Genomic DNA, 21,961 nt, shown 5'->3' with positions numbered 1-21,961 from the left:
TTTCGGGGCAGGCCAATGCGGGTAGGCACCGCAAATGAACAAGGCCGCATGTTTTGCGGTCGCGGCGCTCACCGCGACCGTCGCACCGTTAGCCGCATGCGCGAATCAGCAAGGCAGTCAGCCCAACACCTCACCGCTGACCAGTCCGACTTCCGGCGCGGAGAGGCTGACCACCCAACTGAAGACCGCCGGCGGAAGTCCGGTCGCAAACGCCACCTTCGAATTTGCCAACGGCTACGCGACGGTGACGGTGGAAGCCGGCCCCAACCAGGTGCTCAGCCCCGGCTTCCACGGCCTGCAAATCCACGCGGTGGGCAAGTGCGAGGCCAATTCGGCTGCGCCCAACGGGAGCTCGACGGGCGACTTCGACTCCGCCGGAAGCGTGTACCAGGCGGCCGATCACACGGGTTATCCCGCCAGCGGCGACCTGACCGCGTTGCAGGTGCGATCCGACGGCTCGGCGAAACTTATCACCACCAGTAACGCGTTCACCTCCGCCGACCTGAGGAACGGCTCGGGCACCGCGCTGATCATCCACCAGACTGCGGACAATCTGGGCACCACCGCCCCCACGGGCGAATCGGGCAAGCGCCTGGCCTGCGGTGTGATCGCGGCGCCGTCCGCGACGACAACGACGTCGACGTCGACGTCGACGTCGACCACCAGCGTGACGACGAGCACCACCACCACCGTCGTGCCACCGGCGTCGACCAGCACCAGCACCAGCACCGTCACTGTCACCAGCACCCCGACCACGACGTCCACGCCGACGACGACGGTGACGACCCCGCAGTACTATCCGCCCGGGCGCTGACACTCAAGCCACTCATGAAAGAGGCACCCCCGATCCGCAAGGGAACGGGGGTGTTTCGCAACCGCCTAGTCGGCGGCGGTCTCGACGGCCGCGGTCACTTGGGCGATGCCTCGACGGCGGTGACTTGAATCTCGACGCGCATCTGCGGACCCGCCAAAGCGGCGACACCGATGCATGTCCACAGGGGCGCACGGTCGCCCATGCGTCGACGGAACTGTTCGACCATGGTATCCAAGTGCTCGCGCCCAATCTGGCCGTCTGCGTCCGGCACGTGATACGAGTGCACGTGCACCACGTCGCGCCAGGAGGCTCCGGCCGTCGCCAAAGTCCGTTCGACATTGTCGAAGGCCGCAATGACTTCCTCGCGAACTGACTCGGGGTAGTGCCAGCCCTCGTCCCAACCTCCTTGACCGGCGGTCTCTATCCGGTCGCCGTATCGAACGGCCTGTGAATAGTGGAAGTTCCGCAGCTGATGATCGCCATAGCCAGCAGTGACAGAGAATATCGGCCTATCCATGTGGCCCATCTTCGTCGCGGGCGGCGGCGCAGGCGGCGCTTCACCGGAATCCAAGGGGCGCGACGCGTTACCGCGCGTGCACGTCCGGGGTGCGGACATGCTCGGGACGGAAACCGCGCCCGACCAAGATCGGCGGGATAGCTTGCAGCGGGCCGAAACCCACGATCTTGGGTATGCGGATCGGGGAAAGGTCACCGCTCAAATTCGGCGCGATCGCGTTGTCTTGCATCAGCACCTGGAAGCCCTGAACGATACGGGTGGGCAGTTCGCGCCGCCGCTGTACCTTGGCGAGATCGTTGTCGGTCAGCCGGCCACCGCGAAGCGGGGCGCACAAAATGTTGGCCGCGGCGACCGCATCGGCGACGGCGAGGTTGATGCCGACGCCGCCGGCCGGCGACATGGCGTGCGCGGCATCGCCGATGCACAGCAACCCGGTGCGCCACCACGTCTCGAGCCGGTCCACCCGCACGTCGAGCTCGCTGGTGTCGTCCCACGAGCTCAGGTCGTTGACGTGCTCACGCAGCCGCGGCTGCGCGGTGACGATCCGCTCCTTGAACTCCTCCAGGGATCCATCGCGCGGGCTCGATCCCTTCGGCATCAGATAGGCGATCTGCCAGTAATCGCCCCGGTAGATCATGGCCATCATCAGGCCCTTACGCAGCACCGCGAACAGTTCCTCCGGGTCGCCGGGGCGCCATTTCAGCCGGAACCACAGCACGTCCATCGGGGAGTGCGCCGCGGCTGTCTGCAACCCCGCCACCGCGCGCACCGCGGACTTGCGCCCGTCCGCGGCGATGACGAGCTCGGCCCACACCTCCAGGTCGGGCGTGCGCACCCCGGCCACCCGGTCGCCGTCGAATACCAGGTCGGTGACCTCTGCGTTGCGGACCAAGGTGAATTCCGGGTAGGCAGCGGCCTTTTCGGCGATGAAGTCGAGGAAATCCCACTGCGGCATCATGGCGATATAGGGCTGCCTGAATCCCAGCCGCTTGAGCACTTTGAAGTTGCCGAAGGTGCGAATCGAGCCATCGGTGTCGAAGGCGACGCGGTCGATCTTGGTGTGTGGTAGCCGAAGGAACTCGTCGATGAACCCCAGCTCGTCCATGATCCGCAGGGTTGTCGGGTGCACGGTGTCGCCGCGGAAGTCGCGCAGGAAGTCGTTGTGCTTCTCCAGAACGACGACCCGGATTCCGGCCCGCGCCAGCAGCAGGGCGTGAACCATGCCGGCGGGACCGCCGCCGGCAACGCACACCTGGGTCCGCATCACTTGCGTCATGGTTCTCAAATTCCTCGTGGGAGTGTGGAATACAAAAGCAGACTACTCACCCGCCATCGGCCGGGGTAACCGCTGAACCGAGTCCGAAGATCTTGACCGCGGCGGACTTGCCTTTCACTTCATGTGCTCCCCGGTCAACGAGTCCGGGCGGTCGACAAGCCAACGCGTGGACTGACCGCCGGGTGAGCAGGATCGCGTCCCCGGTGGCCTTGGTGAGTTGCTCGACGCGCGCCGCGACGTTGACCGTGTCACCGATCAGGGTGAACGCCAATCCGTCGCCCCGGCGATGAAACCGACGACGACCAACAACATGGCGGTCCAGGCAGCGGTGCCCACCACCGCTCGGGGAATGGTGCGACGAGCCCACCTATAGGTGGAGCCCAACGCCCGGGCCGCGTTGAGTAGTCGACTACCCAGCCGAACAGCAGGCTTCCGGCGGATACTCAGTTCACACCCGGAGGGAGATCGTCATGTCGAACCAATTCGATGGCAAGGTCGCGTTCATCACCGGAGCCGCGCGTGGACAAGGACGGTCGCATGCGATTCGGTTCGCAGAGGAGGGCGCGGACATCATCGCGTTCGACCTCTGCGGTCAGATCGACAGCGTCGCCTACCCGATGACGACCCGCGAGGATCTCGACGAGACGATCAACCTGGTCGAAAAGACCGGTCGCCGAATCGTCGCGGAGCAAGGCGACGTCCGGGACTTCCGGAGCCTGAGGTCCGCTGTCGCCAACGGCGTGGCCGAGTTGGGCAGAGTCGACTTCATACTCGCCAACGCCGGGATCCTCCCGGCGGTCGGCGAACAGCGCTACGACATTGCCGCCTACGTCGATTCGGTGAACGTGTTGCTCAACGGCGTGTACTACACGATCGAGGCCGCCCTGCCCGCGATGCTCGACCACGGCGAGGGCGGGGCCATTGTGATCACGAGCTCGACTGCTGGGTTGAACAGCCTTTGCCCGACGTTCAGCGGCCGGAGCCACGGCTTGGCCGGCTACCAGGCCGCCAAACATGGTGTGGTCGGCCTGATGAGATATTACGCAACCTCTTTGGCGGAGAAGAACATTCGGGTCAACACGGTGCATCCGACCGGAGTCGCAACACCGATGATCGTCAACGAACCCTTTGCCCAATTGATGGCCGAGCACCCCGAAGGTGCTTCCGCGTTGCAGGCGCCGTTGCCCGTCGAGCTCATCGAAGCCGCGGATGTGAGCGAGGCGATGGTTTACCTTTGTGGACGCTCGGGCCGCTACATCACCGGAGTCACGCTGCCGGTCGACGGCGGAATCTCGGTGAAGTAGTTCAGGGCGAGTAATGAACCGTTGAATCGAGTCCGAAGATCTGGACAGCGGCGGACTTGCCTTTCAGTTCATGTGCCCCCCGGTCGACGAGTCCGTGCGGTCGATAAGCCAAAGCATCGACGGTCTGTTGGGTCAGCAGGATCGTGTCACCGGTGGTCTTGGTGAGTTGCTCGACGCGCGCCGCGACGTTGACCGTGTCACCGATCAATGTGAACTCCAGCTTGCTTGCGCCGCCGATGGTTCCGGCGATCACCTTGCCGGTGTTGATGCCGATGCCGATCCGAAGCGCACCGTCGAAACGCTGGGCCACCAAGCCCTGAATACCGACGGCAGCGCCCACCGCCGCATCGGCATGACCGGCGAGATCGTTCGGGGCGCCGAAGACGGCCAGCGCACCGTCGCCGAGAAACTTGTTCACGTGCCCACCGGCGTCGACGACAGCGGGCACCACAATCTCGAACAACGCATTAAGCCGCGCGACCGTGTCCTCGGCGGTATTCGCCTCAGCGAACGGGGTGAAGTCGCGGATGTCGACGAACATCACCGTCACCTCCCGCCGCTCCCCGATGAACACGTCGTCGCCCTGCTGAAGCAGCCGCGCAGCCAAGGCCGGGTCGACATAGGTTCCAAACGCCGCCTGAAGTCGCTGTCGCTCGGCCAGACCCTCCTGCATCCGATTGAACGACGCCGCCAACGCACCAAGGTCATCGTCCTGAACCACCGGCAAGCGCTGACTGTAGTCCCCCGCCGCAACGCGTTCAGTTGCATGGGCGAGGTCACGGATAGGCGACAACGATGGCAATAGGGTGGCACCGATAGTGATCGGCACCGCATACGCAAGCGTCAACGCACCTGCGGTCACCACGGACAGTACGGGAAATTCGTTGGCCCAGTGGAATACAGCGGCGAGCATCGTGGCTCCGGCGGCAAATGCAAAGGTAGACGCGAGCACCGAGACGTTCGACCATACTGTAAAGGACGGGTGAGCGCGGGGCATAGCGTCGCCTGCGCCGGTGTCACCAGCGAGAGCGACTCTGACAGGTCGCAGCGCCGATTCCAGGAAACCATGAATTGCCATGAGCTGGAACGCGATTCCGAGAACAGCGCCCATCACCCCGTATTGGACTAGCCGCCATGCACTCGCGTGGGCGATCACAGCGACCGTGAGCATAAGGAAGGTGGCGCCCACCGCGTTGACCGCGATCGCTCGTGCAACCGCGCTGCGGGCCCACGTGTAGGTGGCGGCCAGCGCCGTCACCCGATCGACTTCGAGGCCCGCTGCCCACTTCTCGGCAGGAAGGATCCAACCTCGCCCAGGAAGAACCATCAGGTATGTCATCGCCAATACAGCGACGACGGTCATGGCAGCCGCCGCCACGTACTGATCGGATCTCTCAAAAGCGACGACGGCCAACGACCAAAACAGATAACCAGACAGCATGAGGACGCATGCCATCGCGAAGAAGGCCCACGAGTACCTCGCTGCGTACCGATCCCATGCCCATTGCCAAATCCGGTCCATGCCGCGAGATTAGAACGCGCAACGTATCTGAACGACTGAAACGGCCCTGCCGAATGACCGGGCGCTTCGTCGCGACCAGAGGCTGGCTCGCGTTTGGCAGATCAACCGAGATCATGGGCCGGGGTAACCACTGAATCGAGTCCGAAGATCTGGACAGCGGCGGACTTGCCTTTCAGTTCATGTGCCCCCCGGTCGACGAGTCCGTCCGGTCGATAAGCCAAAGCATCGACGGTCTGTTGGGTCAGCTGGATCGTGTCACCGGTGGTCTTGGTGAGCTGCTCCACGCGGGCCGCGACGTTGACGGTGTCACCGATCAAGGTGAACTCCAGCTTGCTTCCGCCGCCGATGGTTCCCGCAATCACCTTGCCGGTGTTGATGCCGATGCCGATCCGAAGCGCACCGTCGAAACGCTGGGCCACCAAGCCCTGAATACCGACGGCAGCGCCCACCGCCGCATCGGCATGACCGGCGAGATCGTTCGGGGCGCCGAAGACGGCCAGCGCACCGTCGCCGAGAAACTTGTTCACGTGCCCACCGGCGTCGACGACAGCGGGCACCACAATCTCGAACAACGCATTAAGCCGCGCGACCGTGTCCTCGGCGGTATTCGCCTCAGCGAACGGGGTGAAGTCGCGGATGTCGACGAACATCACCGTCACCTCCCGCCGCTCCCCGGTGAACACGTCGTCGCCCTGCTGCAGCAGCCGCGCTGCCAACGCCGGATCGACATACGTCCCGAACGCGCTCTGAAGCCGTTGCCGCTCAGCCAAACCCGCCTGCATCCGATTGAACGACGCGGCAAGGGCGCCCAAATCGTCATCCTGAACCACCGGCAAACGCCGACCGTAATCGCCGGCCGCCACCCGTTCCGTCCCTTCGGCGAGGTCGCGAATCGGCCGCAGCGATGGCGCGAGCGCGGCACCGACGGTCATCGGCATCCCGAAGCCGATCACCAACGCGCACCCGATGATCGCAAAGAGCACCGGTTGCTCACGCGCCCAACCGATTGCAGCCAGCAGCATGGTGCCGTCGACGGCGAACAGGAACGAACTCGCCAGTAGGGCCACGCTTGACCAGAAGGCGAAAGTCGGACGAGAGCGCGGCAGGTTGTCACCAACCGCCGTGTCACCGGCGATCGCCATTCTGACCGGCCGAGCCGCTGCTTCGGCCGTGCCGTGCACTCCACTCATCACAACGGCCGTCCCCATCAAAGCGCCCAGGACCCCGTATTGGACGCATTGCGACCTCGTCGCCCCGGCAATGGTGGCGACAACGACGGATAACAGCCCGGTCCACATAGCGTTGAACCCCACAGCCCGAACGACCGTCCCCCGGGCCCAGGCGTAGGTGGCGTCCAATGCGGTCGCCCGATCGACATCGCGTCCCGTCGCCCACCGCTCCACGAGGCGCCCGCTCCCCACGCCGGGAAGCACGGCCACATACCACGACACGGGTGCGGCGATGAGGGCGAGAACAGCCGCTTCGACGTACCGATCGGATCCCTGCACGGCAACAATCAACAACAGCCAGAACAGGTAGGTCCATAGCATCAAAGGGACCCCGACGGCGTAGACCGCCCACGAGTATCCCGCCTTGCAACGATCCCACGCCCACTGCCAGATGCGGTCCATGCGGCGACCGTAGACGCTGAACCGCGGCCCGTGGGCGGAGTCAGCGAACAAACAAGCGCCCCCGGCCTTTTGAGCCGGGAGCGCTTGTCTTTTCACTCAGTGGTGGTGATGGTGACCGTGGCCGTGGTCGGCCTCCTCGGCCGGCTTGTCGACGACCACCGTTTCGGTGGTGAGGACCATCCGGGCCACCGACGCCGCGTTGAGCACCGCCGAGCGGGTGACCTTCACCGGGTCGATGACGCCATCGGCGATCAGGTCGCCGTAGGTCAGCTTGTCCGCGTTCAGCCCGTGCCCGTTGGGCAGCTCGGTCACCTTGTGCACCGCGACCGCGCCGTCGAGCCCGGCGTTGGTGGCAATCCAGTACAGGGGTGCCGCCAACGCCTCGGTGAAGACGTCGACGCCCAGCGCCTGATCGCCGCTCAGCGACTTGCGGAGCTCTTCCAGCGCCTTGCGGGTCTGCAGCAGCGCCGAGCCACCGCCGGCGACAATGCCTTCCTCGACAGCCGCTTTCGCGGCCGCGACGGCATCCTCGACGCTTTCCTTGCGCTCCTTGAGCGCGGTTTCGGTCGCGGCCCCCACCTGGATGACGGCCACGCCGCCGGCCAGCTTGGCCAGCCGCTCCTGCAGCTTCTCGCGGTCCCAGTCGGAGTCGCTCGCCTCGATCTCGGCGCGCAGCTGCTTGATGCGGTTGGCCACCGCATCCTTGGGGCCACCGCCGTCGACGATGACGGTGTCGTCCTTGCTGACCACCACGCGGCGGGCCGAGCCCAGCACATCGGTGCCGACCTCACGCAGCAGCAGGCCCGCGTCGGGGTTGATCACCTGGCCGCCGGTCACCACCGCCAGATCCTCCAGGAACGCCTTGCGGCGGTCGCCGAAGAACGGCGCTTTGACCGCGACGGCCTTGAGAGTCTTGCGGATCGAGTTGACGACCAGCGTCGCCAGCGCCTCGCCCTCGATGTCCTCGGCGATGATCAGCAGCGGCTTGCCCGATTCGGCGACCTTCTCCAGCATCGGCAGCAGGTCGGGCAGCGAGCTGATCTTGTCCTGGTGCAACAGGATCAACGGGTCGTCCAGGACGGCCTGCTGGGCGTCGAAATCGGTGACGAAATACGCCGACAGGAAGCCCTTGTCGAAGCCGACACCCTCGGTGAACTCGAGCTCGGTGCTCAGCGTCGAGGATTCTTCGACGCTGACCACGCCGTCCGCGCCGACCTTGGTCATCGCCTCGCCGACCAGCTCACCCAGCAGCTGGTCGCGCGACGACACGGTCGCCACCTGCGCGATGGCGTCCTTGCCGGAGACCGGGGTGGCCGACGCCAGCAGCGCCTCGGACACCGCGTCCGCGGCCTTGCTGATTCCCACGCCCAGTTCGATGGGGTTGGCGCCGGCCGCAACCAGCCGCAAGCCGCCCTTGACCAGCGCCTGGGCCAGCACGGTCGCGGTCGTGGTGCCGTCGCCGGCGACGTCGTTCGTCTTGGTGGCCACCGACTTCACCAGCTGGGCGCCCAGGTTCTCGAACGGGTCCTCCAGGTCGATCTCACGCGCGACGGTCACACCGTCGTTGGTGACGGCCGGGCCGCCGAATGCCTTGGCCAGCACCACATGCCGGCCCCGCGGCCCGAGGGTCACCCGCACCGCGTCGGCGAGCGTGTTCACGCCCGCCTCGATCGCGCGACGCGCTGTCTCGTCGTACTCAATGATCTTGCTCATCAGGCTCCTTGTTTGAATGGTGGCGACCCGCTTCGCCCGGCTTCGCCGCGCTTGCGATCGCCACTAGCCCCAAACGCATGCCGCCCCGGAAATCACCCGCGCAGGACGCGGGGATCGCCGGGGCGGAACACGGTTCTTACTTGGAGACGACAGCCAGCACGTCGCGTGCCGACAGGATCAGGTACTCCTCGCCGCCGTACTTGATCTCGGTGCCGCCGTACTTGCTGTAGATGACGGTGTCGCCTTCCGAGACGTCCAGCGGGATGCGCTTTGCGCCGTCGTCGTCCCACCGGCCGGGGCCGACTGCGACGACGGTGCCTTCCTGCGGCTTCTCCTTGGCGGTGTCAGGAATGACCAGACCAGACGCGGTCGTGGTCTCGGCCTCGTTGGCCTGCACGAGAATCTTGTCCTCGAGTGGCTTGATATTCACCTTCGCCACGATTGGAGCCCTCCACTGTTTGGGTCGGGTCCGGGAGTCCCCGGACCGGAGTTGACGGCCGGTACGGGTTGAACCCGCCCCTGCCGAATTATCAGGTGTTCGGCATTCGTCCGTGCCCGAGCGCCGTCGTCGCGGGTGCCGACACAGGGTTTGGCCGATTGCCACCTAGCACTCTATACACGAGAGTGCTAGCACTCAAGGGCGCCCTGCTGCTTCCCGTGAGAGTCGCGGCGAGTCACCTTGCGCACGTGGACCAAAGTGAATAATCAATTCGTGGACTCGCGCATCCGGCGTGCCAACGGCGCCGCCATCGCAATAGCGAACATCATGGCGTTCTCGTCTATCTGTACCGGGCTGACCGGGGCGGCGCACGCCGACCCAAACGGCCAGATGTACGGCAATCCGCAAGCCGCCGCGCCCTACTGGCGCTATCAGATCGGCGAGGACTGCGGCCTGATGGCCGTTGCCGACGTGGTCGGGCAGGTCACCGGTAAAGAACCCAGCCAGGTCGGCATCGAGCTACGCGGGGTGTTCACCAGAAGCGAAGCCCACCACGGCGGCGTCTACTTCTTCGACGGCACCTCTCCGCAAGACATGGTGCTGCTGCTGAGCAAGTACGGTGTCCAATCCCAGCTGACGACGGGCAACACCTTGCAAGGAATGGAGCAGGACCTGGCCGCCGGCCGCAAGGTGATCGCGGCGATCAACGCCGAAACCATCTGGAACTATCCGCAGGGAAAGGGACAGCGGACCAACGCCGACCACGCCGTCGTCGTCACCGGCGTCGACACCCGCAACAACGTCGTTCACCTCAACGACAGCGGCACACCCAACGGCCGCGACGAGCTGATTCCCCTGGCCACCTTCACCCGGGCCTGGGCGACGAGCAACAACCTGCTCATCGTCGCCTAGGCCACCTGCGCTTTTACCACCGGCAGACCGGGATCACTGGGCACGTCCAGCGGTGACTGCGGCGCCCCGGCGGCGACCAGGTGCGCGGCGAAGGACGCGATCATCGCGCCGTTGTCGGTGCACAACCTGGGCCTGGGGATCCGCAAGGTCAGCCCGGCCGCCGCGCTGCGCTGCTCAGCCAGCTCGCGCAATCGCGAATTCGCGGCCACCCCACCGGCGATCAGCAGGGTCTTGACGCCGAGATCCGTGGCCGCGCGCACCGCCTTTTTGGTCAGCACGTCCGCGACGGCCTCCTGGAACCCGGCGGCGATGTCGGCGTTCACCGCGTCCGGGTGGCTGTCCAGGTAGCGCGCCACGGCCGTCTTGAGCCCGGAGAAGCTGAACGCGTACGGGTCGTCGCGGGGCCCGGTCATGCCGCGCGGGAAGGCGATGGCGTCGCGATCACCGGCGCGCGCCAACTCGTCGAGGACCCTGCCGCCCGGATAGCCCAGCCCGAGCAGCCGCGCCACCTTGTCGTAGGCCTCGCCGGCGGCGTCATCGACGGTGCTGCCCAGCTCGATGATCGGGTCGCCGAGCGAACGCACATGCAACAGATGGGTGTGGCCGCCGGAGACCAGCAGCGCCACACACTCGGGCAGCGGCCCGTGCTCGTACACGTCGGCCGCCAGATGGCCACCCAGGTGATTCACCGCGTAGAACGGCACGCCCCACGCAGCCGAATACGCTTTGGCCGCAGCGACTCCCACCAGTAGGGCGCCGGCCAGTCCGGGCCCGATGGTGGCCGCAACGACGTCCGGCTTGTCCAGGCCGGCGGTCGACAGCGCGCGGCGCATCGCGGGCCCCAGCGCCTCCAGGTGCGCGCGTGAGGCGATCTCGGGGACCACGCCGCCGAAGCGGACGTGTTCGTCGACGCTGGAAGCCACCTCGTCGGCCAGTAGCGTCACCGTGCCGTCGGCGTCCAACCGCGCGATGCCGACTCCCGTTTCGTCGCACGAGGTTTCGATTGCGAGGATAGTTGTCATGTGGCCTCCCTGCGCATCGTGTACGCGTCGGCGCCGCTGACCCGGTAGTAGCGGCGGCGCAGGCCGATCTGCTCGAACCCGACGCTGGTGTAGAGCCCGATGGCCGCCTCGTTGTCGGTGCGCACTTCCAGGTAAACGGCGCCGCCGTCGGCGAAGGTCAGCAGCTCCTCGAGCAGCCGGCGACCAATCCCCCGGCCTTGGTATGCGGGATCCACACCGATGGTGTGCACCTCGTACTCATACGGAGGGGTACGGCCCAGCCGCGAGATGCCGGCATAACCGATCAGCGTCTCACCGATCCGTGCGGCCACGTAATGGTTGTGGGCACTGGCCAATTCGCGGTGGAAAGCCGCCGCGGGCCAGGGGTCGTCGCCGTCGAAGAGCTGGGCCTCCAGCTCCGCGCAGCGCCGCGCGTCGGCTCGGGTCAGGCCGCCGAAGGTCACGGCTTCGCTGTGGGCGGTCATCGGCCCGTCGCCAGCGGTCTGGCGTCGGGCCGACGCAGATACAGGGCCACCAGCGGCTCCGGGTCGACGGACCAATCGGCCACCGCCGCAACCAGTCCGGCCGGTGTCGGGCAGCTCGGCTCGCACACCGGCAAAGCGAACAGGCCGGCGTGTTCGGGTGAGCCGGCGACGGCCGCAGCGGTACCCGGGTCGACGTCGGCCGCCGCATCGACCGCGGGTCCGTGGGTTCGTACACCGTCGCGATAGCGGGCCCAGTACACCTCGCGCCGCCGGGCGTCGGTGACCACCAGCGTGTCCCCGGCGGTACGCACGCCGATGGCGTCCAGGCTGCACACACCGTGCACCGGAATGTTCAGCGCGTGCCCGTAGGCGGCGGCGGTGGCCATCCCGGCCCGCAGACCGGTGAAAGGCCCCGGCCCACAACCCACCACGACGGCATCCAGGTCCGCCATCGTCAGTCCCGCATCGTCCAGGGCCGCAACGACATTCGGGGTGAGCCGTTCCGCGTGGGCCCGGGGGTCGACGGTGACGCGCTCGGCGAGCACGCACAGGTCCTCACGGCGCACGAGGCCGGCCGTCACGGCCGGCGTGGCGGTGTCGAGGGCGAGGACGATGCTCATGATCCACCGTCATCGTCGGCGTTGTCGGCCCACCGCCAGGTCGCGATCCGCACATCGGATCGGGTGACGCGCTCGAGCCGGATGTCGAGGTGGCGTTCGGCCAGCCGCTCGACCAGGCCCTCACCCCATTCCACGACGACGACGGCGTCGTCGAGATCGCTGTCCAGGTCCAGTGAATCGAGTTCGCCGAGCAGGCCGGCGCCCTCAGGGCCGGTGTGGTCGAGCAACCGGTACATGTCGACGTGGATCATGGTCGGGGTGCCGCGGCGCCGCGGCGGATGCACCCGCGCCAGCACGTAGGACGGCGAGGTGACCGGCCCGTCGACATCCAGTGCCGCGGCAATCCCCTTGGCCAGCACGGTCTTTCCCGCACCGAGCGGACCGGAGAGCACCACCACGTCGCCCGCCCGCAGCTGTTGCCCGAGTCGTGAGCCCAGCGCCATGGTGTCCTCGACGCGCTCCAGGGTTGCGGCGCCCTCGCGGTCGATTTCAGCCACGGCGCCGCAACCTTTCCCGCATCCGTCGCATCCGCAGCACCGCCTTGCCCGGGGTGGCCCGCCTGACCAATCGGACCAGCCCGCCATTGATGGCTTCGGGCTTGTCCAGCAGCGCCAGATGGCTGGCCCCGGCGACGATGACCAGCTCGGACTGCGGCAGGCTGGCGGCCATTTTTCGTGAATACTCGTCCGGGGTGAGCAGGTCGTGGTCGCCGCATGCGATGAGGGTCGGGATGCGCAGCAGCGTCCACAGCCCGGCGGTCTCGTCATGCTTTTCCAAGGCGTCCAGGAAGCCCACCATGGTGGGGATCGGGGTGCTGTTCATCATGCGCTGGGAGAACGCGTCCAGGCTCCGGCTGACCTGCAGGTCGCTGTAGGAGGCGGCCCGCAGCACCGGGCCGATCAACGACCGGGACACGTTGCGGCCCCGGTGCATCAGCTTCGGTGCGGACCGCGCGGCAACGCGGACCGCTTCCAGCGCAGGGTTTTTGAGTATCTCACCGAGTGGTGACCTCGAAACGCCTTCTGCCGCCGAGGAAATTATCGCGGCGCCCACGATTCGGCGCCCGTACTGCTCGGGGAACTGGCGGGCATGCGACAACACCGTCATGCCGCCCATCGAGTGGCCCACCAGCACGATCATTCCACGCGGCGCCACCACGTTCAGCACGGTTTGCAGGTCCCTGCCGAGTTGGGTCAGCGTGTAGGTCTCGGGATCGGCCTCGCCGGATCTGCCGTGCCCGCGCTGATCGTAGAAGACCATCCGCACGTCGGGACCCAACTGATCGGGCAGCCGCGTGCGCTGAAAGTGAAAGGCGCCCATCTGCAAACAGAATCCGTGGACGAACACCAGGGTCAGCGGTGCGTCGGCCGGACCGGCTTCGCGGACCGCCAGCGGTACCCCGTCGGGAGTGGTCACCACCAGGCTGGTGTCGTCTTCGAGCCGGTTGAAATCCTCATGGGCGTACGGGTCTTCGACGGTGGCACGCTGGGTCATCGACCGGCGGGCCGAGGCTCCTATGATGGTGGCGACGGCCGTCACCCCCGCACCTCCCGCAAGCCAGGCCCTGCCCTTGCGGCGCCTGCGGGGTTTTTCAGGACTCAACGGTTCGCGCCTCGCGGTAGGTTCTGGTGATCCGGCCGCGGGGGCTGGTCACCACTTCGTAGTGGATGGTGCCGAGCAGGTCGGCCCAGTCCTGCGCGGTGGGTTCACCTTTGACGCCCGGCCCGAACAGGATCGCCTCGTCGCCTTCGGCCACGTCGGCGCGTCCCGGCCCGAGGTCGACGACGAACTGGTCCATGCAAATCCGCCCGACGCCCGGCCGCCGCTTGCCGTTGATCAACACCTCCAGCCGACCGCCCAGGGACCGGAAGACGCCGTCGGCGTAGCCGACCGGAATCAGCGCGAGGTTGGTGTCGCGCTGCGCGGTCCAGGTGTGGCCATACGACACGCTCTCCCCCGCGGTGATCGACTTCACCAGGGCCACAGTGCATTTCACCGTCATCGCCGGCACCAGACCCAGGTCACCGCGCTCGGGCACCGGGCTCAGCCCGTATATCGCGATGCCGGGGCGCACCATGTCGAACGCCAGGTCGGGGCGAGACATCGTGGCCGACGAGTTCGACAGGTGCGCCACCTCGAACCGCACACCCTGCTCGCGCGCCTGGGCCAGCATGTCGCTGAATCGTTGGGCCTGAAGGTTGTTCACCGGATTGGCGGGCTGGTCGGCATACACCATGTGGGACATCAGCCCCCGCAGCACGATGGCCTCCTCGGCGACGGCCCTGCGCAGCGCGGTCAGCACCGAGGGGTACTGCCCCGGGGGCACCCCATTGCGGTTCAGCCCGGTGTCGACCTTGACGGTCACGGTCGCGGTCCGGCCGGTGCGGCGCGCCGCGTCCAGCAGCTCGTCGAGTTGGCGCTCCGACGACACGGCGACCTGTATGTCGGCCAGCAGCGCGGGCCCGAAGTCGATGCCGGGCGGGTGCAGCCAGGCCAGCACCGGCGCGGTGATTCCGGCCGCACGCAGCGCCAGGCCCTCGGCGACGGTGGCGACACCCAACTCGGTGGCCCCCGCGGCCAGCGCTGCGCGCGCCGTCTGGGGGGCTCCGTGGCCGTAGCCGTCGGCCTTGACCACGGCCATCACCTGCGCGTCGCCCGCGTGTTCGCACAGCAGCCGCACGTTGTGCTCAATCGCCCCCAGGTCGACCAGGGCCTCAGCGAGGACGCCCGGTGTCAGGGATGTCGTCGTAGCGGACACGGCCGCCATTGTCCCAGACCCCGCAATCGGGCCCGACAACTCGACGTTCGGCGCAGAACCTAGTGCGCGAAGTGCTCGGCGCTGTAGTGCCCACCCGGCTTGAGCTTGTCCAGCGACGCCAGCGCGGTGCGGGCGTCGTCGTGCAGGGCCCGGGCCAGGTCGGCGGAGAGCCCCTCGCGCACCACGATGCGCAACACCGAAATGTCGGTGGCGTTGTCCGGCATGGTGTAGGCCGGCACCTGCCAGCCATAGCCGCGCAGCTCGTGGGAGACGTCGAACTCGGTGTAGCCGAGGCCGCGGGCCAGCCGGAAGGCGACCACCGGGATCGCCGAGCCGTCGGAGATCAGCTCGCAGTGTTCGCCGACGCGCAGCTGCTCACCCAGCCAGCGCGCGGTCGACGACAGCGTCTGCATGACCTGCGTGTAACCCTCGCGGCCCAGCCGCAGGAAGTTGTAGTACTGGCCGACCACCTGATTGCCGGGCCGGGAGAAGTTCAGCGTGAACGTCGGCATGTCGCCACCCAGATAGTTCACGTGGAACACCAGGTCCTCGGGCAAGTACTCCTTGCTGCGCCACACCACGAAGCCGACGCCCGGATAGGTCAGCCCGTACTTATGGCCGCTGACGTTGATCGACACCACCCGGGGCAGCCGGAAGTCCCACTTCAGGTCGGGGTGCAGGAAGGGCACCACGAACCCGCCGCTGGCGGCGTCGACGTGAACCGGGACGTCCACCCCGCCGCCGGCGGCCAGCTTGTCCAGGGCCGCGCAGATCTCGGCGATGGGCTCCAGCTCGCCGGTGTAGGTGGTGCCCAGGATCGCCACCACCCCGATGGTGTCCTCGTCGACAGCGTCGGTGACCTGCTCGGGCGTGATGACGTAGCGCCCCTCCTCCATCGGCAGGTAGCGCGGTTCGACGTCGAAGTAGCGACAGAACTTCTCCCAGACCACCTGCACGTTGGAGCCCATCACCAGGTTCGGGGTGCGCGTCTTCCAGTCCTTGCCGACCTTCTCGCGCCAGCGCCACTTCATCGCCAGCCCGCCCAGCATCACCGCCTCGCTCGAGCCGATCGTGGACACCCCGCAGGCGCTGGACGGGTCGTCGTCGCGCAGGCCGTCGGCGTGGAACAGGTCGGCCACCATGCACACGCAGCGCTGCTCGATGGCCGCGGTGGCCGGGTACTCGTCCTTGTCGATCATGTTCTTGTCGAACGTCTCGGCCATCAGCCGCCCGGCCTGCGGATCCATCCAGGTGGTGACGAACGTGGCCAGGTTCAGGCGCGAGCTGCCGTCGAGCATCAGCTCGTCGTGGATGAAGCGGTACGCGGCCTCCGGGTCCATCGACTCGTCCGGCATCCGCAGCGCCGGTACCGGCGCGGTGAACAGGCGGCCCGTATACGCCGGGGCGATGGAATGCGCGGGCATGGAAGGGTGTTGGGGCACAACGAATTCCTTTCTGAAGGTCTCTCCTACAGGGCGGCCAGGGCGGCTCGGATGTGCGGAACCATGCGCGATGCCGAGGTGGGCGCCTCGCCGGGCCCCGGGTCGGCGGCCGACAGCGCCGCGGCCCGCGCGTGCACGAAGGCGGCGGCCGCGGCCGCCTCGGCCGGCGGCAACCCTGACGCCAGCAGCGCGCCGATCATGCCGGACAACACGTCACCGGAGCCGGCGGTGGACGCCCACGACTGCCCGGCCGGATTGAGGTAGACCGGGCCGCCCGGATCGGCGATGACCGTGACGTTGCCCTTGAGCAATACCGTGGCGCCGAACGCGTCGGCCAGCTTGCGGCACGCACCCACCCGGTCATCACCGGGTGGGTTACCCGCCAGCCGGGCGAATTCACCCGCGTGCGGGGTCAGCACCGTCGGCGCGGTGCGGTTGGCCACCAGCTCGGGATGGGCCGCCAGGATGGTCAGCCCGTCGGCGTCCACGATCACCGGCAGGTCGGTTTCGAGGGCGAACCACAGCGCCGCGGCGCCGACGTCGTCGGTGCCCAATCCCGGCCCGACGACCCAGGACTGCACCCGTCCGGCCGACGCGGGGGTGGGCGACGCGATGACCTCGGGCCAGTGCGCGAGCACCTCGCGGTGCGCGCTGCCGGCGTAGCGGACCATGCCGGAGGTCGCCGCGACGGCGGCGCCGGTGCACAGCACGGCGGCGCCCGGATAGGTCGACGAGCCGGCCATCACGCCGGTGACGCCCTGGGTGTATTTGTCGTCGTGGGGTCCGGGCACCGGCCAGCGGGCGGCCACGTCGGCGGCCTCGAACCCCAGCGCTGCGACGTTCGGTGGACCGGGCAGCCTCAGCCCGATGTCGATCAGTGCCACGCGGCCGCAGTCGGCGAGTGCGTGCACGGGTTTGAGCCCACCGAAGGTGACGGTCAGGCAGGCGTGCACCGCGGGACCGCTGATCGCCCCGGTCGTGGCGTCGATGCCGCTGGGGATGTCGACGGCGATCACCGGGATTTTCGCGTCGCCCGGCCTGTCCAAGGCGGCGAACACCTCGGCCGCGGCGGGTCGCAGCGCTCCGGAGCCGGAGATGCCCACCACGCCGTCGATGACGAGATCGGTTGTCGGCGAGACGCTTTCGACGATGCGGCCGCCGGCCCGCAGGAACGCCGCCAGGCCTTTGCGGTGGGTGCGCTCGGGGTTGAGCAGAATCGCGTCGGCGGCCGCGCCGCGACGGCGCAGAAAGGTGGCCGCCCACAACGCGTCACCGCCGTTGTCTCCGGAGCCGACGACCGCACACACCCGTCGGCCGGTGACGCCGCCGGTGCGGGCGGCCAACTCGCCGATGATCTCGGTGGCCAGCCCATACGCCGCGCGCCGCATCAGCACACCGTCGGGCAGGCTGGCCAGCAATGGCGCCTCGGCCTGCCGGATCGCGTCTACGGAGTAGTAATGGCGCATCAGAGTCAGATTACGTGTCGCGGTCGCGGTGGACGGCCGCGCTCGGTTCGCGGGCGCCGACGGCGGCCGGCGCTATCTCGAAATAATCTGGCGCCCACAGTCTTTCGGGTTCCGGCAGGTGCCGGCATTAGGCCGAAGTCTCCGGCGGCACATTGCGGCGCGCCATGGCCCGCAGGCGCGCGGGACTCAACGGGCCGCTGCGTTTCGAGCGTGTGCGAGTCATCGGGTAGAAGCACAAGCCGATGAAGATCGAGGTGAAGTGCCCGATCGCGGTGAAATTCAATTCGCTGCCCATGGTGATCAGCGGGAAACCGAAGATGACGAACAACACCCCGAGATATCCCCAGCGCCAAGGCCGGACGATGTGGTAACTCAGCACGGCCATCACGCCGACAAGGAAATAGCTGACCCCGATGTCGCGGGCGTGCACCAGGCGTTGCGGGGCGTCGTGGTCCTCGATCGCAAAGTAGAGGATGCCTTCGCTGATGTAGGTGGCAAGGATGTGCGAGCTCAATCCCACAGTGAGCCAGCGGAGCTGGCCGAGCCAGTGTTCGGCCGGCGCGAGAAACAGCGTGAACAGCAGCAGGTACGGCTCGAAGTGTTTGCCGTCGATCCACAGCAGGCTGGCGAACAGGACGCCGAGCGGGTCGCTGCCCAACTCGTGAATGTTGGTGGAGCGGTGCAGCAGTACGGAGTGCAGCTCGCGGCCGGTGAGATGGGTCTGGATGAACGTCGTGATCATCAGCACCAGCAGCCAGCAGTAGGTCAGCGGCGCGGTGATGACGAAATGCCAGACCACCAGCGTCATGCTGCGCACTCGACTGCGAACCGATGGAGCCGCCACGACATCAACCTTCGCACGAGGGGCGGGGCGCCGGACGACTTCGGCGGCAACACGCCGCCCGCGATCGGCTACTTCGCAGGCGCGGGAGCCGGATCCGCCGGGTCCGGCGCCGGGGCCGGACTCGCCGGCGCCGGGGTGGGCACCGGCTTCAAATGCCGCCACCAGCACCCGATGTAGAGAATCATCGAGACCGCCAACGCGACCAGCACCCAGATGACGACGGTGATGTCGACCCAGCTGCCGAATGGCGGCGAGCCGGGTAGCGCGTTGCGCAGGGGCACCACGGCGAACAGCATGGCCGCGTACCACGTCGTCATCGGTGGCTGAAACGGCCGCCGGTCGCGGGCCGTCTGAACCGCTACCACCAGAGCAAGACTGGCGATCGTGATGAGCACGCCGAGGATGACGATGGCGAACGCCGCGGTACTGAGCGACCGCCGCACGTTCAGTCGGTAGGGGCCGTCCGCCTGCGCCCTGGTGGCGGATAGCCGCCACCCCGAAAGGTGATCGACGAAGGTGACCGGCACATGGTCGGGTTGCCGGTCGGTGTCAGGGCCGTAGAAGATCTCGACTTCGATCGGCCCCGAGCGGTATTGATCGAAGGGCCACCGCTCGATCTGGCCGGCGATGGTCAGCGGGACGGCCATCAGGCCCGGCAGCATGCCCTTGGTCCAGGTGTGCCGAGAAGGCATCGCGGCGGACCTGACGCGCAGGCTCAGATCGTCCTTGAGGTGGTGGGTTTTCGGGTCCAGCAACGCCGATCCGGGATTGAACGCCAGATTGACGGCGAGCACGCTGTTGTTGGACTGAATGTCTTCGACATTGATGGTCGCCGACGGCTTGTCGCCGTCGCCAGTCGGCGTGGCAACATCCAGGCGCCGGCCGGTACCGCTTTGCGCATACATCCCGACCGCTACCGCGTATGCCGCGAGGATCAGAACGACAAGGCCCACGACGCCGTATTTCGTGCCGGCCGATCGCATACTTCCTCCCGTACGGACTTCACCCCAACCCGCCTGCCGCAAATGCTGCCCCAGGGCAATGTAATGGATCGGCTGGGTGTCCGCCGGTGATACGGGCGAAGTATCGACGCGAGCTGGGCGCGCCTATTCGACGGTGACGGACTTGGCCAGGTTTCGCGGCTTGTCGACGTCGTAGCCACGGGCCTGGGCCACCGACGCGGCGAACACCTGCAGCGGGATCGTCGACAGCAGCGGCTGCAAAAGCGTTGACACCGAAGGGATTTCGATCAGGTGGTCGGCGTAGGGGCGCACGGTGTCATCGCCTTCCTCGGCGATGACAATGGTGATCGCGCCGCGGGCCTGGATCTCGCGGATGTTGGACAACAACTTGGCGTGCAGCACGGCCGAGCCCTTGGGGGACGGCATGATGACGATGACCGGCAGATCGTCTTCAATCAGCGCGATGGGGCCGTGCTTGAGCTCGCCGGCGGCAAATCCCTCGGCGTGCATGTACGCCAATTCCTTGAGTTTCAGCGCGCCCTCCAGCGCCACCGGGTATCCGACGTGGCGGCCCAGGAACAGCACCGTCGGGGCCTGGGCGAACTGATACGCCAGGGCGGCCACCGGCTTGATCGTCGCGATGACCCGCGCGACGAGGTCCGGCATCGCTTCCAGCTCGTGGTATTCGCGCTGCACCTCGTCGGGGTACTTGGTGCCGCGGGCCTGCGCCAGCGCCAGACCGACCAGATAGTTCGCGGTGATCTGGGCCAGGAACGTCTTGGTCGAGGCCACCCCGATCTCCGGGCCGGCGCGGGTGTAGAGCACGGCGTCGCACTCGCGGGGTATCTGCGAGCCGTTGGTGTTGCAGATCGCCAAGACCTTGGCCTTCTGCTCCTTGGCGTGCCGGACCGCTTCGAGGGTGTCCGCGGTCTCGCCGGACTGCGAGATGGCGACCACCAGGGTGCTGCGGTCCAGAACCGGGTCGCGGTACCGGAATTCGCTGGCGAGCTCGACCTCGACCGGCAGTCGTGTCCAGTGCTCGATCGCGTACTTCGCCAGCAAGCCGGAGTGATATGCGGTGCCGCAGGCCACCACGAACACCTTGTCGATCTCGCGGAGCTCCTGGTCGGACAGCCGCTGCTCGTCGAGCACGATCCGGCCGTCGACGAAGTGCCCCAGCAGGGTGTCGGCCACGGCGGTCGGCTGCTCGGCGATCTCCTTGAGCATGAAGTACTCGTAGCCACCCTTTTCGGCGGCGGCCAGGTCCCAGTCGATGTGGAACTCGCGGTATGCCCCGAGTCCCAGGTCGTCGTTGCCGTCGAAGTCGGTGATCCGGTAACCGTCGGCGGTGATCACCACGGCCTGGTCCTGCCCGAGTTCGATGGCGTTGCGGGTGTGCGGGATGAAGGCCGCCACGTCGGAGCCGACGAACATCTCGCCGTCGCCGATGCCGATCACCAGCGGGGTGGAGCGGCGGGCGGCGACGATGGTGCCGGGGTCGTCAGCGTTGGCGAACACCAACGTGAAGTGGCCGTCCAGGCGGCGCAGCACCGCGAGCACCGAGGCGGCGAAATCGCCCGCGGTGGGGCCGTGCCGGTAGGCCTGCGACACCAGATGCACCGCCACCTCGGTATCGGTGTCGCTGGCGAACTCCACGCCCTCGGCCTCCAGCTCGTGGCGCAGGTTGGCGTAGTTCTCGATGATGCCGTTGTGGACCACCGCGATCTTGCCGGCGGCGTCGCGGTGCGGGTGGGCGTTGCGGTCGGTGGGTCGTCCGTGGGTGGCCCACCGGGTGTGGCCCAGGCCGGTGGTTCCGGTCAGCGACGACGCCGGCATTTCGGCGATCGCCTCCTCCAGGTTGGCCAGCCGGCCGGCACGACGGCTGACCGTCAGCGTGCCCGCCGACGGGCCGCCGCCGTTGACCAAGGCGACGCCCGACGAGTCGTAGCCGCGGTACTCCATCCGGCGCAGCGCGGACATGACGACCTCACAGGCGGGCTGCTGCCCGACATAGCCGACAATTCCGCACATTCTGAACAGGGTAGTGCAGGCGGACCACCAACCCCGCACTCCGCGGTTAGGGTTAGGCCGCCCACCTGCGCGAAAGGCCCGCTGTGACCTATCCCTACCGCCAATGAACTGGGCCGCGCTGATCTCCAATTGGACCGCGATCCGATACTGGGACAGCGCCAACTGGACGCCGTGGACCCATCCGCCGAGCCCATTCACTCACTCGTCATAAACGCGGATTCGTA

At 67.4% G+C, this 21,961-nt stretch carries 20 protein-coding genes and 1 pseudogene; 3 read left to right on the top strand and 18 right to left on the bottom strand.

Translation table 11 applies throughout. The features are described 5' to 3' along the window. Positions 1–34: 34 nt before the first annotated feature. Positions 35–814 (top strand): superoxide dismutase family protein, encoded by a 780-nt coding sequence (locus AC5Y4T_RS13450; RefSeq protein WP_499953613.1) that lies wholly within the window; start codon positions 35–37, stop codon positions 812–814. A 94-nt stretch (positions 815–908) separates the two neighbouring features. On the opposite strand, the gene AC5Y4T_RS13445 is transcribed toward AC5Y4T_RS13450, so the two are convergent. The 3 genes and pseudogenes from AC5Y4T_RS13445 to AC5Y4T_RS13435 all read right to left on the bottom strand — a co-directional run. Further along, on the bottom strand, positions 909–1,385 hold the full coding sequence (locus tag AC5Y4T_RS13445; RefSeq protein WP_499953608.1) for a Rid family hydrolase: 477 nt from the start codon (positions 1,383–1,385) through the stop codon (positions 909–911). Between the two features lie 13 nt (positions 1,386–1,398). Beyond that, the gene (locus tag AC5Y4T_RS13440; protein WP_499953606.1) at positions 1,399–2,607 is read right to left on the bottom strand and encodes an FAD-dependent oxidoreductase; all 1,209 of its coding nucleotides are present in this window, start codon (positions 2,605–2,607) and stop codon (positions 1,399–1,401) included. A 46-nt stretch (positions 2,608–2,653) separates the two neighbouring features. After that, positions 2,654–2,887, bottom strand: a pseudogene (locus AC5Y4T_RS13435) (nucleotidyl cyclase domain-containing protein); the annotation flags it as partial. Between the two features lie 190 nt (positions 2,888–3,077). Here AC5Y4T_RS13435 and AC5Y4T_RS13430 point away from each other — a divergent pair. Beyond that, a complete protein-coding gene (locus AC5Y4T_RS13430; RefSeq protein ID WP_499947733.1) occupies positions 3,078–3,911 on the top strand; it encodes a mycofactocin-coupled SDR family oxidoreductase in 834 nt (277 codons plus the stop codon). Between the two features lies 1 nt (position 3,912). Here AC5Y4T_RS13430 and AC5Y4T_RS13425 read toward each other — a convergent pair whose 3' ends face one another. The 4 genes from AC5Y4T_RS13425 to groES all read right to left on the bottom strand — a co-directional run bounded on the left by AC5Y4T_RS13425 (position 3,913) and on the right by groES (position 9,216). Beyond that, positions 3,913–5,433, bottom strand: coding sequence for an adenylate/guanylate cyclase domain-containing protein (locus tag AC5Y4T_RS13425; RefSeq protein ID WP_499953603.1), 1,521 nt, complete (start codon positions 5,431–5,433; stop codon positions 3,913–3,915). A gap of 101 nt (positions 5,434–5,534) precedes the next feature. Continuing rightward, positions 5,535–7,064 carry an adenylate/guanylate cyclase domain-containing protein gene (locus tag AC5Y4T_RS13420; RefSeq protein WP_499953598.1) on the bottom strand — a complete coding sequence of 510 codons (1,530 nt, stop codon included), beginning with the start codon at positions 7,062–7,064 and terminating at the stop codon, positions 5,535–5,537. A 96-nt stretch (positions 7,065–7,160) separates the two neighbouring features. After that, positions 7,161–8,777: a chaperonin GroEL gene (gene groL / locus AC5Y4T_RS13415; RefSeq protein WP_499920586.1), complete on the bottom strand. Its 1,617-nt coding sequence runs from the start codon at positions 8,775–8,777 to the stop codon at positions 7,161–7,163. 136 nt (positions 8,778–8,913) lie between these two features. Beyond that, entirely contained in the window at positions 8,914–9,216 is a 303-nt protein-coding gene (gene groES / locus AC5Y4T_RS13410) for a co-chaperone GroES (RefSeq protein ID WP_067129444.1), read from the bottom strand. 273 nt (positions 9,217–9,489) lie between these two features. Between groES and AC5Y4T_RS13405 the strand changes: the two genes are divergently transcribed. Next, entirely contained in the window at positions 9,490–10,128 is a 639-nt protein-coding gene (locus AC5Y4T_RS13405; protein ID WP_499920588.1) for a C39 family peptidase, read from the top strand. On the opposite strand, the gene tsaD is transcribed toward AC5Y4T_RS13405, so the two are convergent. From tsaD to glmS, 11 genes are all read right to left on the bottom strand, one after another. Further along, the gene (gene tsaD, locus AC5Y4T_RS13400) at positions 10,125–11,150 is read right to left on the bottom strand and encodes a tRNA (adenosine(37)-N6)-threonylcarbamoyltransferase complex transferase subunit TsaD (RefSeq protein ID WP_499953594.1); all 1,026 of its coding nucleotides are present in this window, start codon (positions 11,148–11,150) and stop codon (positions 10,125–10,127) included. The genes AC5Y4T_RS13405 and tsaD overlap by 4 nt on opposite strands. Then, a complete protein-coding gene (rimI, locus tag AC5Y4T_RS13395) occupies positions 11,147–11,614 on the bottom strand; it encodes a ribosomal protein S18-alanine N-acetyltransferase (RefSeq protein ID WP_499920592.1) in 468 nt (155 codons plus the stop codon). The genes tsaD and rimI overlap by 4 nt, the downstream gene beginning before the upstream one ends. Beyond that, complete coding sequence (gene tsaB / locus AC5Y4T_RS13390) at positions 11,611–12,234, bottom strand: tRNA (adenosine(37)-N6)-threonylcarbamoyltransferase complex dimerization subunit type 1 TsaB (RefSeq protein WP_499920594.1); 624 nt, start codon at positions 12,232–12,234, stop codon at positions 11,611–11,613. The genes rimI and tsaB overlap by 4 nt, the downstream gene beginning before the upstream one ends. Next, positions 12,231–12,677, bottom strand: a complete 447-nt coding sequence (gene tsaE, locus AC5Y4T_RS13385) for a tRNA (adenosine(37)-N6)-threonylcarbamoyltransferase complex ATPase subunit type 1 TsaE (RefSeq protein ID WP_499920766.1) — start codon at positions 12,675–12,677, stop codon at positions 12,231–12,233. The genes tsaB and tsaE overlap by 4 nt, the downstream gene beginning before the upstream one ends. Positions 12,678–12,723: 46 nt before the next feature. Further along, positions 12,724–13,773 (bottom strand): alpha/beta fold hydrolase, encoded by a 1,050-nt coding sequence (locus AC5Y4T_RS13380; protein ID WP_499920596.1) that lies wholly within the window; start codon positions 13,771–13,773, stop codon positions 12,724–12,726. Positions 13,774–13,825: 52 nt separating this feature from the next. Then, positions 13,826–15,001: an alanine racemase gene (alr, locus tag AC5Y4T_RS13375; RefSeq protein WP_499947741.1), complete on the bottom strand. Its 1,176-nt coding sequence runs from the start codon at positions 14,999–15,001 to the stop codon at positions 13,826–13,828. A 50-nt stretch (positions 15,002–15,051) separates the two neighbouring features. Further along, entirely contained in the window at positions 15,052–16,416 is a 1,365-nt protein-coding gene (gad, locus tag AC5Y4T_RS13370; protein WP_499948302.1) for a glutamate decarboxylase, read from the bottom strand. A gap of 44 nt (positions 16,417–16,460) precedes the next feature. Next, positions 16,461–17,900, bottom strand: coding sequence for an NAD(P)H-hydrate dehydratase (locus AC5Y4T_RS13365; protein WP_499920599.1), 1,440 nt, complete (start codon positions 17,898–17,900; stop codon positions 16,461–16,463). Positions 17,901–18,027: 127 nt separating this feature from the next. Beyond that, positions 18,028–18,708 carry a rhomboid-like protein gene (locus tag AC5Y4T_RS13360; protein WP_499920770.1) on the bottom strand — a complete coding sequence of 227 codons (681 nt, stop codon included), beginning with the start codon at positions 18,706–18,708 and terminating at the stop codon, positions 18,028–18,030. Positions 18,709–18,812: 104 nt separating this feature from the next. Beyond that, positions 18,813–19,727, bottom strand: a complete 915-nt coding sequence (locus AC5Y4T_RS13355) for a DUF4436 domain-containing protein (RefSeq protein WP_499920600.1) — start codon at positions 19,725–19,727, stop codon at positions 18,813–18,815. A 123-nt stretch (positions 19,728–19,850) separates the two neighbouring features. Further along, complete coding sequence (gene glmS, locus AC5Y4T_RS13350; RefSeq protein ID WP_499920602.1) at positions 19,851–21,737, bottom strand: glutamine--fructose-6-phosphate transaminase (isomerizing); 1,887 nt, start codon at positions 21,735–21,737, stop codon at positions 19,851–19,853. Between the last annotated feature and the right edge of the window lie 224 nt (positions 21,738–21,961).

The sequence above is a fragment of the Mycobacterium sp. NGS11 genome (assembly GCF_059813315.1).
The sequence above is the reverse complement of the archived record's forward strand: the minus strand, read 5'-3'. Positions and strand labels throughout refer to the sequence as shown.